Origin of the sequence: Chryseobacterium ureilyticum (genome assembly GCF_900156735.1) — a bacterium.
GTDB lineage: Bacteria > Bacteroidota > Bacteroidia > Flavobacteriales > Weeksellaceae > Chryseobacterium > Chryseobacterium ureilyticum.
This window is the reverse complement of the sequence record NZ_FTOL01000002.1, coordinates 361,750-375,169: the sequence shown is the minus strand read 5'-3', so window position 1 is coordinate 375,169 and position 13,420 is coordinate 361,750. Positions and strand designations below refer to the sequence as shown.

Genomic DNA, 13,420 nt, shown 5'->3' with positions numbered 1-13,420 from the left:
ATTTTATACACTATTATTTGTTTTGCGGTTTTCTATGGAAGAAAGCAGGTTTATGCTTTGATTCTACATTGGATCGTTCGGGAAATACTGCATCTTTAATCTTAAAAATTGAAAAAAATGTCCAATCATATTACGGTAACCACAGGAATTTATGATGCTATAAAAGATACGCTTAGAAGAAAAAAGGTAAGCTTAGAAGAAGAGAAAAGACTTACTGAAGAATTGAGAAAAGCTAAGCAGGTCTTGAGAAGAGATCTACCCACAGATACAGTCACAGTCAATAGAAAAGTAACGTTGAAAGACCATACGTTAGATTTTGAACACGAATATATTTTTGTACCCTCTACCAAAGTGAAACTTAAAAAGAATAAACATTCGATACTTTCTGATATTGCTCTTGCCGTAGTAGGATATAAAGTGGGTGATATTATCGACTGGCCTTTCAGAGAGGGAGAAAGAAAAATTGAAATTGTAAAAGTGGAAGCCTGGGAAGGATAAAGCTTTGTCATATAGGGTTGAATTTACGAAGAAAACGTAGTCCATTTTGGACTGCGTTTTCTATTTTCTAAAGAATGGGAGTAAAAGTTGCAAATTGCAAAGGTACAGGTCCTTTTAGATGCATAATATATTCACGTCAATAAAAGAAATTCGTGCATTCGTGGCAAAAAAAATGAATGTGTCTTTTGCTAAAGATCTTATATTGAGCGAAGTCGAAATTTGTATTTATCCAACAAAAAAGCATATAAACTTACCCAGCTCATTTAACAAATGATAAAAAAGCATCCTGGTATGAGACTTTCTTCAAGTGCTTGGGCTGCATTCCGTTTTTAAGTTTTATCTTTGCAAAAATTATAAAAATGAGCAAACCGATAACTGAATTCATAGAAAAGTACTACCTGCACTTCAACGCAGCTGCATTGGTGGATGCTTCTAAAGGATATGTTGCACATCTTAAAGATGGCGGAAAAATGATGATTACTTTGGCAGGAGCAATGTCTACTGCTGAGTTAGGAAAGATTCTTGCAGAAATGATCCGTCAGGGTAAAGTAGATTTTATCTCTTGTACAGGTGCTAACCTTGAAGAAGATTTGATGAATCTTGTAGCACACTCTCACTATGAAAGAGTTCCTCATTACAGAGACCTGACTGCTCAGGACGAATGGGATCTTTTAGAGAGAGGTCTAAACAGAGTTACAGATACTTGTATCCCTGAAGAAGAAGCTTTCAGAAGATTACAGAAGCACATCGTGGAGATCTGGAAAGATGCTGAAGCTAAAGGAGAAAGATATTTCCCACACGAATTCATGTATAAAATGATCCTTTCAGGAGTATTGGAGCAGTATTATGAAATTCCTAGAGAAAATTCTTGGATGATTGCAGCAGCAGAAGCAAATTTACCAATCGTAGTTCCAGGATGGGAAGATTCTACAATGGGTAACATCTTCGCTTCTTACTGTATCAAAGGAGAGCTTAAGGCTACTACAATGAAATCAGGTATTGAATATATGACTTACCTTGCAGACTGGTATACTAAAAACTCAGCTGGAAAAGGAGTAGGATTCTTCCAGATTGGTGGTGGTATCGCAGGAGATTTCCCTATCTGTGTAGTACCAATGTTATATCAGGATATGGAAATGCATGACATTCCTTTCTGGTCTTATTTCTGCCAGATTTCTGATTCTACTACATCTTACGGTTCTTATTCAGGAGCAGTTCCAAATGAAAAAATCACTTGGGGTAAACTTGATATCACTACACCGAAATTTATCGTTGAAAGTGATGCGACGATCTGTGCACCATTAATGTTCTCTTACATTCTTGAGAATGCTTAACAAATAAACTCTTTACGAGATTACAATACAGCGCTTTCATTTTGGGAGCGCTTTTTATTTTTTGCTTTCAGACTTTTTTAATCTCTCGCGGATTTTGCAGATTACACGGATCCTGCGCGATGATGTGAAAGGTTCGAAATCGCAAAGGCGTAATTTTTTTTACATACATGATGCTTTAAGGCGCAAGGATTTTATCTGCGATAAAATTGTATATCGCTGAATATTGCCACGAATGCACGAATAATTTTATTTTCTCTCAGTCTATGTGTCTTTAAAAATTTGAATCACATCGATATATAGAATATAACACTCAATATTTTAGCATCAATAAAAGAAATTCGTGCATTCGTGGCAAAAAATCAGTGTACAGCTTGCTGAAGATCTTTGATCTTCTTGTGCCTTAAAATATGCATAATATTGGTAAAACTCCTTTGCGATTTCCAATAAATCTGCGTTATCTGCAAAATCTGCGAGCCAATATTTAAGCATCATTGCAATCTGTGAAAATCTGTGTTATCCGTGGGAAAATAAAAATTAATCTAAAGAATTCACCAAAACAAAATAACGGTAAGCCAAAATTCCCTTTTCTATTTTTGTCAGCCTGTTTGGATCCTTCTTACTAAGCTTCGGAAGAATCTTTTTATTGATCACATTCAGTAAACGGAAAAATGATTTTTTCATATCTTTATCTTTTAATGAAACATCATTGAGGCTGTAAGAGTTCAAAAATGATGCAAAAACTTAAAATACTTTCCCTAGACTTTAGATATGGATGAAATTTTCAAACAACAGGTATACGAAGTAGCGAGGCTTATTCCAAAGGGAAGAGTTTCTACGTATGGTGCTATAGCCAAAGCAGTAGGTTATCCCAACCATTCCCGTCATGTAGGAAAAGCAATGGGGGGCTGTCCTGAAGATGTTCCAGCACACCGCGTTATTTCAAGTTCAGGAACCTTATCTGTTCCGGAGTTCCAAAAGAAATTAGAAGCAGAAGGGATTACTGTAGAAAATCTGAGAATAAAAGGTTTTAAAAAACTGTTCTGGGATCCGATGGATGAGCTATAGTGAGTTTTCATTAAATATTCATATCAAAATAAATTAGTGCATTCGTGGAAAAAAAATATAAGGTCTTTATCATAATCTCCCACAGATTTCGCAGATTACACAGATTCAATCAATGCAAGAATTATATTTGTGGAATTTGTGAAATGATTAGTGTTCTTCGTGTTTAAAAAAAGAGTTTTTAAGGAGCTTTGTATCAAAAAAATATCACTCATACCATTAATATGAGTGACACAAATATTTTTACAGTTTAAAACCGTACTATTTCTTAATTCTTGAGGTTGTATTTTGAGACCCTTTTAATTCCTCTTTTAACCTTTCATTTTCCTCTTTTAATAAAGAAATATAGCTTTGTAGGTGTTCAATGATGGCTCCTGGAATATTATCATAGTTATTCTGAGTAGTAATTACTCCTGCAGAAGAAGATCTATCATTAAATACAGGATGATCATTATTAACCACTACAGTAGCTTCCTCCTCCTCATAAATATCTTCAATCGGGACATTCAAAAAACGGGCAAGTTTGTCCCATTCATCTTTTACGATCCTTACATCTCCGCTTTCTTTTCGGCTATAATTGGATACATCTGTTGCAATAAAATCAGCTACCTGTTGTTGAGTATAGCCTTTTTGCTTTCTGATGACGCGTAATTTTTCTTTTTGCATGACCTTCATTTTATACAAAAATGGCAAAAAAGCATAAGCTGTACAATAGAAAACGAATAAAATGTAGAGTGGGACAATGAAGATTAAGAGAAAAGAAGGAATAGATTTATAATATTCAGGTTATTTAAATGAGCTGTTGATGATTTTTAGATTATTTGGAAAGATAAAGGAGTGATGAGTTTTAATGTGTAAGGACATTTTTAAGATAGAAGAAGATCAAACATTTTAAGCATACACTCTGTTTTTTTACCATGAATTCAGGAATATTTTATTGATACTAATATATATAGAACCATTATATTCTATGTTCCTATGTGGTTTATTTTTTACAACATAGGAACATAGGTTACATGTGAAAAATATTCGTGAATTCGTGACAATATTTATCAGGATACAATTTTATTGGAGATAAATTTTGCGTATTAAATCATTAGTTATATAAAAAAAACTTGTGTTTTAGCGTTTTCCCAACTTCATTGTATAAAAAAAGACTGCTTCAAATGAAACAGTCTCCAGTATATTATTTTTCAAGTTGCTTATAGCTTCTCTGTATAAAATCTGTAAGATCTTTACCTTTCAATAAGTTTTGAGATAACTTAGCAAGATCCAATGCATATTTGATTAAGCTTTCTTTCTCCTCAGTATTCTCAGTATTTAAAATCTGATTAGAAAGTTCACTATTGGAATTCACAACCAGATTGTACATTTCCGGGAAGCCTCCCATTCCGAACATTCCGCCACCACCGGTAGCCTGCATTTCCTTCATTCTTCTCATAAACTCAGGCTGGGTAATTGTAAACGGAGCATCTTTGCTGTCAAGATCTTCAAGTTGTACAGTGAATTTAGTATCCTGAATTGCTTCTTCTACATTTTTCTTTAAAGATTCCTTCTCAGTTTCAGTTAATTTTGAAATGATAGGCTCATTCTTCTTGATCAGATTATTAATGTGATCTGCATCTACTCTTACAAATGAAATATTTTCCTTTGTAGTTTCCAGCTTCTGAATAACGTGTGAAATAATTGGAGAATCTAATAACAGTACTTCATATCCTTTATCTCTAGCAGACTGAATATAGCTGTGCTGTTCATCAGCATTAGTTGCGTAAAGAACTACCAGTTTATTATCCTTATCGGTTTGTGAAGGTGTGATTTTCTCAATCAACTCATTCCAAAGGAAGTATTTTCCATCTGTTGTAGGATATAGTGTGAATTTATCTGCTTTTTCAGCAAATTTTTCTTCCGTAATGATTCCGTACTCAATTACTATTTTGATGTCGTTCCATTTTTGTTCATAATCTTCACGGTTTTCATTGATCAATGAAGACATTTTATCCGCAACTTTCTTCGTGATGTAAGAAGAAATTTTCTTTACGGCACCATCTGCCTGAAGGTAAGAACGGGAAACGTTTAACGGAATATCCGGAGAATCAATTACTCCTCTCAGAAGCATTAAGAAATCTGGGACGATACCTTTTACTTCATCCGTTACGAATACCTGATTTTGGTACAACTGAATTTTATCCTTATCAATATTTAAATTGTTGCTCAGTTTAGGGAAGAATAAAACTCCGGTTAGGTTGAATGGATAATCTACATTCAGGTGAATGTGGAATAATGGTTCTTCAAACTGCATCGGATAAAGCTCGTGATAGAACTTCATATAATCCTCATTGGTAAGGTCGTTTGGTGCGATTGTCCATGCTGGAGTAGGATTGTTGATGATGTTGTCTACTTCTTCAGTTTCTGCAACAGCATCTTCTGGTGCATCTTCCGGTAAAGGAAGTGTATGAGTTTTGGTTCCAAATTTAATAGGAACAGGCATGAATTTATTATACTTTAATAACAATTCACGGATTTTTCCTTCCTCTAAAAACTCTACAGAATCTTCTGCAATGTGAAGGATAATTTCAGTTCCTCTATCTGTTTTATCAGTAGTTTCCTCAAGAGTGAATTCCGGGCTTCCATCGCAGATCCATCTTACAGCTGGTTCATCTTTATAAGATTTTGTAAGAATTTCTACCTTTTCAGCTACCATAAATGCAGAGTAGAAACCAAGACCAAAATGTCCGATGATTCCTGAATCTTTCGCCGTATCCTTATATTTTTCAAGGAATTCTTCAGCTCCAGAAAAAGCAACCTGATTGATATATTTTTCTACCTCTTCACCCGTCATACCGATCCCTTGATCGATAATGCGTAAAGTTTTCTGTTCTTTATCAATTTTAACCTCAAGTTTTGGGTTTCCGTATTCAACTTTTACTTCTCCGATGCCCGTTAAATGCTTTAATTTTAAAGTAGCATCAGTTGCGTTGGAGATCAGCTCTCTTAAGAATATTTCGTGGTCACTGTAAAGAAATTTTTTAATAAGTGGGAAAATGTTTTCCACTGATACATTAATATTTCCTTTAGTCATAATATTTTAGATTTTTTAATTTTCAAATATTTCTCAAAAAAAATACCACTTGAAGGAATGTGACAGAATGACATTTTTTTGATTAAGATTGAACCAAATTCGCATAGGTTTATCAAAGAAATATCATACTTTTAATCCTTTAAAAAAATAATAAAAATGAAGTTGAAGTGTACAGTTTTTATTCTGCTCATCATGACCTGTTGGATGTATGGACAGAAAAAGCCTTTAGACCATTCTGTTTATGACAATTGGCAAAATATTGGCGCAAGAAAAATATCTAATGACGGAAAATGGATAGCCTATTCTGTAGATGTTCAGGAAGGAAATCCTAATCTTGTTTTATATTCCGTTAAAAATAAAACCTCAAAGAATTTTGCAAGAGCCACAAAAATAGATTTTACTGAAGATTCCAGATTTGCTGTTTTTCAAATCCGTCCCGAGTATAAAGATATAAAAGCAGTAAAAGATAAGAAGCTTAAAAAAAATAAATTAACAAAAGACAGCCTTGCAATAGTTGATTTCTCAAATAATAAAACAGAGAAAATTCCTAATGTAAAATCATTTAAGACCCCTGAAAAAGCAGGTTCTTATATTGCATATCTTCTCGAAAATATAAAAGATAAATCTTCTGATAGTGCCTCCGATAAAGAAGACGGTGACGAAAACAAAGAAGACGATAAAAATGCAAAACCATTACAGTTAGTCGTTAGAAATCTTCTGGATGGGAAAAGTACTACGTATGATAATGTCGTTCGTTATGAGTTCAGTAAAAACGGAAAACAACTCGTTTTTGTGACCAAAAAGCCGGAAGAGAAAAAGGATAAAAAAGAAGGAAAAGACTCTACAGATGAAAAGTCTGATGAAAAGAAAGATACTGATAAATCAAAGCCAAAGAAATATGCGCTTCAGTCTGTACAAGTAGTAGATCTTCAAAAGGGAACTGTCAATAAAATTTCTGAAATGGAAGGTGATTTTTCACAGTTGTCTTTTGATGAAATAGGAGATCAACTTGCTTTTGTAGGAACTTCTTCTGCACAGAATGATTTGGTAAAGCTGTATGAGCTGTATTACTTTAATTTTAAAACAAAGAAAAAGGAAATTGTAACCAACGAAAATGCTCAGATGAAAAAGAACTGGGTCATTTCTGAAAACCGTTTCCCTATATTCAGTAAAAACGGGAAACAGCTTTATTTTGGAGTTGCTCCGAAACCTGTTGCAAAAGATACAGCAATGATTGCGAATGATCATGCTGTGGTAGACATCTGGAATTATAGAGATGATTATTTGCAAACAGTACAGCTACAAAAGTTGAAAAATGATTTGAAAAAATCTTATGCTGCTGTAATGCAAACGGAAAAACCGGATTTCTTTAGAAATATTGATGGTGAAGATTTGGATACATTACGTTTGGCAAATGAAGGAAATGCTGAATTTGCGATTGGTATTACGAGCATAAATAATCGTATCTCCTCACAATGGGAAGGTTCCACAAAGAAAACCTACTTCCTGATCGATAATAAGACAGGAGACAGAACCGAAATTACTAAAAATCTGGATGGAGCAGTTGCTGTATCTCCACTCGGAAAATTTGTGGTAATCTTTGACAGAGAAAAAGGACAATGGCTAAGTTATAATGTTAAAACAAAACAAACATCACCATTGAGTAGTGGGTTACCTGTTTCTTTTGTAGATGAAGAGTTTGATATGCCAGATTTGCCAGGTTCTTATGGAATTGCATCCTGGACGGATAATGATGAGTCTGTAATTATAAGAGATCGTTATGACCTTTGGGAGTTTTTCTTAAACGGTTCAAAAAAACCAAGAAACATCACGAATGGATTCGGGCGTAAAAATAAAATAACGTTTGATACCTACATGCTTGATAAAGATATTAAAAGCTTAAACAGAAAATCTTCTATTTATTTATCAGCGTTTGACAATACAACCAAAGCAAATGGAATTTTCAAAACAGCTATCCACTCGAATGGAGATCCTGTAAAAATCCAGATGGAAGATGTATGGGGCTATCGTACTCTTCAAAAGGCGAAAAATGCTGAGGAATATATTTTAGTAAAAGAATCTTACACAGCTTCTCCGAATATCTTTGCTACATCAGATTTTTCAAACCAACAAAAACTGAGTGATACAAATTCGCAGCAAAAACTTTACAATTGGGGTACTGATGAATTAGTAAACTGGACAACACCAAAAGGAAATACATCCACAGGAATTTTATACAAACCGGAAGATTTCGACCCGAATAAAAAATACCCTATGATTGTTTATTTCTATGAAAAACTTTCGGATAATCTGAACCGTTATGTAGCACCTGCTCCAACGCCTTCAAGATTAAATATTTCTTATTTTGTGAGTAACGGATATTTGGTTTTTACACCTGATATTTCTTATACAGATGGTTTCCCGGGAGAATCAGCAATGGAATATATTAATTCAGGAGTTGAAAAACTAAAGCAAAACTCATGGGTAGATGGTGCTAAAATCGGAATTCAGGGACAAAGCTGGGGCGGTTATCAGGTAGCATATCTTATTGCTCATACAAATATGTATGCCGCTGCATGGAGTGGTGCCCCTGTGGTAAATATGACCTCTGCTTACGGAGGAATCCGATGGACATCAGGAATGAACAGACAGTTTCAGTATGAAAAATCACAAAGTAGATTAGGGAAGAACTTATGGGACGCTCCTGAGCTTTACATTAAAAACTCACCGCTCTTTACAATTAATCAGGTGAAAACTCCGGTAGTCATTATGAGTAATGATAAAGATGGAGCAGTGCCATGGTACCAGGGGATCGAAATGTTTACTGCATTACGTCGTCTTGGAAAACCTGCATGGCTTCTAAACTATAATGGTGATGATCACAACCTTGTAAAACGCCAGAACAGAAAAGATATCCAAATTCGCGAGCAGCAGTTTTTTGATTATTATCTTAAAGGTGCTAAAGCTCCGCTATGGATGACAAAAGGTATTCCGGCGGTCCAGAAAGGAAAGGACTGGGGATTTGAATTAACAGACGATAAGCCTAATTAATAAAGAATCGGCGGAGCCTTTGGCTCCGCCGATTTTGCTTTATAATATTTCTTTAAAAACATAACTGACACAATGGCATTTTTTTATGATGGGTCTATTGTGAGCTTTTATTATATTTACCGCCAATTTTAATAAGACTATGGGAATCTTTGATTTTTTTAAGAAGAAAGACAACAGACAGGGAAATGTCAATACTCCGGTGCAGCAATATGAAATGCCAGAGGAGAAAGAAGTAGAAACAGTAGTGGAGGAAGTGGTAGAGACTGTACCTGAAATCCCTGTACAATCTACCCAGGAAAATAAAGTGAGTGAGGCGTATGAAAAGCTAAAGATTTATAACGAGTATATCGTACACTCCATTGCACTTCAGCTAAGAGGTGAGTATACCCCTATTTCTGCTTTTGAGAAAGAAAACGGTGAAGTAGAAGGATTCGTGTATATGGTAACAGAAGACGCTTATGCACTTCCGATCTACGAAGGAATCAGAAAAATGGAAGAGAAGTTTGAAAACGAACTTCAGGAAGGGAAAATAAAGTCTTATGTGATCTTATATCACTCTCAGTTTGATAATAACGGGAATCACAATCCTGCAACGAGAGAAGAAGAGTTTAAAGCGATTTCATTAGCTTATCACTTTAAAGGTGAGGATAAGGCACAGACAGGAATTCCTTATAATCTTGAAAATGGTAATATCAGTTATAAAGGATTTGCAGAATTTTCTCATGATGAAAATAATGAGATCATGAATACTCAATTGGTTGACGGTAAAAATTATTTCCAGAATACGGAAGGAATTAAAGCTCCTGAAATGACCAATGAAGCAGGAATTATCATCAGAAAATCGAATGTTCATAACCTTGTTAATACATGGAGTGGTATTTTCGGACACGAAAACTTCCAGAGTAAAGATTATTCTAATTATTTACAAACTCTTTTATTGCAGTCAACAGTTAATGATCCGTCCATTGAAAATCCGACAAGTAAAACAGATTTCAAAGATGTGAAATTTAAAACTGTCTTAACCGAAGAACTTAGTACAATATATCCGGAAGTAAAAACAGATTATACTTTGGATTTTGAAACCAGATCAATCAGAGAATGGGAGAATGCAGGAGATCTGGAAGCGATTGTTGCAGGACCAGCGCGAGAAACTTTTGGAGTTTGGTATTTTGCAACGGATTATGCAGAAAACAAAAATACATATTTAACGCAGCCACATTTGAAGATTAATTTAAGTGGAATTGTTTTCATATTAGATGTCCAACAGAATTTTGATTTGGCTGATGGTACGAAGATGAGTGAAGACTTTACAACATATGCCCCAAGTAATGATCTTCCAAATTATGCATGTTTTGATTTCATTGCTACTGTTGTAGATTTTAAAGAGACAGAATTGCTTGAAGATGGAAGTCTTAAAGGATATATTCTGAAACTGAAATTGATCACTCACGAAGAAATGGAGGATTTCTTTACCATTGATGCTTTTGTTAATAAAGAAAATATGAGATTTGAAACTTTAACCAAAGGAATGAAAGTTACCGGAGCGCTACAGTTACAAGGGAAAATCGCAGAATAAGGTTAAAAATATAATATTAAAACGAGATTGTTCATTTTTGGGCAGTCTCGTTTTTTTGTTTTAAAGAAGTATAAATAGGCGTAAATAAAAAACAATTATGATGTTATATTTTTCCTTAAAAACTTTCGTTTAGACATAATCAATGAAATTGATTTCCTCTTTGCTAGCTTAAAATAAAACATAATTAAAAATAATCTTTTCGTGAAAAGAGACTTAATAATCTTGAACATTATTCATAAAAATCAGTCTGTCGTGGCAAATAAAAAAAGGCAATCCTAAGACTGCCTTTTCTATATTTTATTGGAAAAATTATTTGTTTTTCAACTCTTCCTTGATCTTGTTTTCCAATTCCTCAGAAAGATCAGGATTATCTTTTAAAACATCTTTTACAGCATCACGTCCCTGACCAAGCTTAGTCTCTTCGTAGCTGAACCAAGAACCACTTTTCTTCACGATTCCCATATCAACAGCTGCATCTAAAATTTCTCCTACTTTAGAAACACCTTCACCATACATGATGTCGAATTCTGCTTGTTTGAAAGGTGGAGCTACTTTGTTCTTCACAATTTTCACTTTCACACGGCTTCCGATAGCTTCGTCACCTTGTTTGATTGGTGCACTTGCTTTTCTGATATCGATTCTTACAGAAGCATAGAATTTAAGAGCATTACCTCCGGTAGTCGTTTCAGGATTTCCGAACATTACCCCGATTTTTTCTCTCAACTGGTTAATGAAAATCACCGTACACTTCGTTCTTGAAATAGTAGCCGTAAGCTTTCTTAATGCCTGAGACATTAATCTTGCGTGAAGACCCATTTTAGAATCTCCCATTTCTCCTTCAATCTCAGCTTTCGGAGTAAGAGCCGCTACAGAGTCAATAACTACAATATCAATTGCTCCTGAACGGATAAGGTTGTCAGCAATTTCTAGTGCCTGTTCACCGTTGTCCGGCTGAGAAATGATAAGGTTTTCCAAATCGATTCCTAATTTTGCAGCATATGTTCTGTCGAAAGCGTGCTCAGCATCAATGAATGCAGCAATACCTCCAGCTTTTTGAGCTTCAGCAATAGCATGAAGAGTTAATGTTGTTTTACCAGAAGATTCAGGTCCATAGATTTCAATGATTCTTCCTTTTGGATATCCTCCTATACCTAACGCAATATCTAATCCTAAAGATCCGGAAGGAATTACTTCTATCGTATTGTCAATAGACTCATCGCCTAAAGTCATTACAGTTCCCTTTCCGTATGTTTTATCTAGCTTGTCAAGCACTAATGCGAGTGCTTTTTTCTTATCATCAATGTTACTCATCTTTATTAAAATAATTTCTCAAAAATACATAATTTAAAGATCAAAAACTAATATTATTTATCGCTGAAATAGGTTTTTAGAGTTAAAAAATGATAAAGTTTTAGGAGTCATGTTGTTCAAAACGAAGGAGATGAAAAATATGGTGCTGAAAAATATTGAAAAAATAGAAATCAGTGTTTTATGCTTACAGAATAAGGGTGTTCGCAATAAATATTATAATTGGAAATTTTATTTTAATGAATAGAACCATAGTTTTATTCATCCAATATAAAAAATGCTTACCTTAAAACATTGTTTTTAAAGATCATTGTATGGACGGAAAATTAAAACGATTTCTGATCAAATCCTTTGTAGTGTTAGCCGTTATACATTTGGCTTATTTTATTTACGGATATATAAAGTTTAAAGGTCTTAAGGATATTAATATTTATACAGAATTCTATAGATTTAAATTTTATGATGATGTTTCTATTTCTCACGTTTTCGTAAGTGGCTTTTTTCTGTTTTTCTTCGTTATTTTTCTCCTTAGAAATCATTCCAAAAAAAAATATAAACTTTCTCAAGGATTAGGAATAGGGATTATACTTCTGTTGGTATCTTTTTCCTCTCTGACTTTTTTCATCAGTTATAGTTTCGGCTTCAATGCAAAACTACGAACTGAATTACCTGAAAAGGAACTGAATAAAGACAAAACGTTGCTAAATGTCTTACACCCTTTCTTATACAACTATACTTCCTACAGTTCAGAGAAATTGTTTAATCCCAAAAATATTTTATATCCTAAACCTTATCCTGTGATTGAACTGAGAGATACGGTATACTACGAGCCAGGTAATAATAAGGATTATTTTTCAGCAAAATCCAGGTATTACAGTCTTGATACCCTGACAATGCTGAGTTCTGATCATAAGAAACTAAGCAATAGATCAAAAGTGGTACTTGGCATTCTTGGGCTTAATGCTGAGGAGCTGGGAAGAAGATTTATTTCTGAAAAGGAGATAGGGGACAGTACTGAAATTTTATTTCAAGGAATAGAGGTATATCCTCAATATGATGAAAAAATATGTATTTTTCTTGGGAACAAAATTTTGTTCTCACCATTGAATAAAGTTTCTGAACGACGCCAATTGTATCAAAATGGAGTCGAAAGGTACAATTTGCTTTACAAATACAGTCAGGACTCATTACTTTTTTCGTTTCAGAAACTGGATATTCTTTTTAAAAAATATAATATAGAATCACAGATCGTTCCGAAAGAACTTACTAAAGATATTTTCTATTATCGGGATCATTGGGACGAACCTCTGAATGAAATACGAAATACCTACGAAAGAAAAGAGTTAAAAGATAAATTTGCAACGCTCGACCGTTTGTTTTATAAACCGAATTATCTTCACCCTTCTATCATAGAAATTTTTATAAGCGCTGTCATTGGCGTCTGGTTTATTTTATTTTTACTGTATTTGATCTGGAATTTCAGGAACAGAAAGCTTTCTTGAAAAATAATAT

At 34.1% G+C, this 13,420-nt stretch carries 10 protein-coding genes; 6 read left to right on the top strand and 4 right to left on the bottom strand.

Translation table 11 applies throughout. The features are described from left to right. Positions 1-117: 117 nt before the first annotated feature. Positions 118-498, top strand: coding sequence for a GreA/GreB family elongation factor (locus tag BW983_RS07905; protein ID WP_076551405.1), 381 nt, complete (start codon positions 118-120; stop codon positions 496-498). A gap of 359 nt (positions 499-857) precedes the next feature. Next, entirely contained in the window at positions 858-1,832 is a 975-nt protein-coding gene (locus tag BW983_RS07900; protein ID WP_045500886.1) for a deoxyhypusine synthase family protein, read from the top strand. A gap of 534 nt (positions 1,833-2,366) precedes the next feature. Here the strand turns inward: BW983_RS07900 and BW983_RS23995 are convergent. Continuing rightward, positions 2,367-2,513, bottom strand: coding sequence for a hypothetical protein (locus BW983_RS23995; protein ID WP_167369971.1), 147 nt, complete (start codon positions 2,511-2,513; stop codon positions 2,367-2,369). A gap of 87 nt (positions 2,514-2,600) precedes the next feature. On the opposite strand from BW983_RS23995, the gene BW983_RS07890 reads away from it, so the two are divergent. Further along, the gene (locus BW983_RS07890; RefSeq protein ID WP_045500884.1) at positions 2,601-2,897 is read left to right on the top strand and encodes an MGMT family protein; all 297 of its coding nucleotides are present in this window, start codon (positions 2,601-2,603) and stop codon (positions 2,895-2,897) included. A 258-nt stretch (positions 2,898-3,155) separates the two neighbouring features. On the opposite strand, the gene BW983_RS07885 is transcribed toward BW983_RS07890, so the two are convergent. After that, the gene (locus BW983_RS07885; RefSeq protein WP_076551400.1) at positions 3,156-3,560 is read right to left on the bottom strand and encodes a helix-turn-helix transcriptional regulator; all 405 of its coding nucleotides are present in this window, start codon (positions 3,558-3,560) and stop codon (positions 3,156-3,158) included. A 520-nt stretch (positions 3,561-4,080) separates the two neighbouring features. Next, positions 4,081-5,973 (bottom strand): molecular chaperone HtpG, encoded by a 1,893-nt coding sequence (htpG, locus tag BW983_RS07880; protein ID WP_076551397.1) that lies wholly within the window; start codon positions 5,971-5,973, stop codon positions 4,081-4,083. 156 nt (positions 5,974-6,129) lie between these two features. Here htpG and BW983_RS07875 point away from each other — a divergent pair, with 156 nt between their 5' ends. Both BW983_RS07875 and BW983_RS07870 read left to right on the top strand, forming a co-directional pair. After that, positions 6,130-9,024 (top strand): alpha/beta hydrolase family protein, encoded by a 2,895-nt coding sequence (locus BW983_RS07875; protein WP_076551395.1) that lies wholly within the window; start codon positions 6,130-6,132, stop codon positions 9,022-9,024. 139 nt (positions 9,025-9,163) lie between these two features. Beyond that, positions 9,164-10,600 (top strand): hypothetical protein, encoded by a 1,437-nt coding sequence (locus BW983_RS07870; protein WP_076551392.1) that lies wholly within the window; start codon positions 9,164-9,166, stop codon positions 10,598-10,600. 309 nt (positions 10,601-10,909) lie between these two features. Here BW983_RS07870 and recA read toward each other — a convergent pair whose 3' ends face one another. Beyond that, on the bottom strand, positions 10,910-11,911 hold the full coding sequence (gene recA, locus BW983_RS07865; protein WP_076551389.1) for a recombinase RecA: 1,002 nt from the start codon (positions 11,909-11,911) through the stop codon (positions 10,910-10,912). A 311-nt stretch (positions 11,912-12,222) separates the two neighbouring features. Between recA and BW983_RS07860 the strand changes: the two genes are divergently transcribed. Beyond that, entirely contained in the window at positions 12,223-13,410 is a 1,188-nt protein-coding gene (locus BW983_RS07860) for a hypothetical protein (RefSeq protein WP_076551386.1), read from the top strand. The last annotated feature ends 10 nt before the right edge of the window (positions 13,411-13,420 follow it).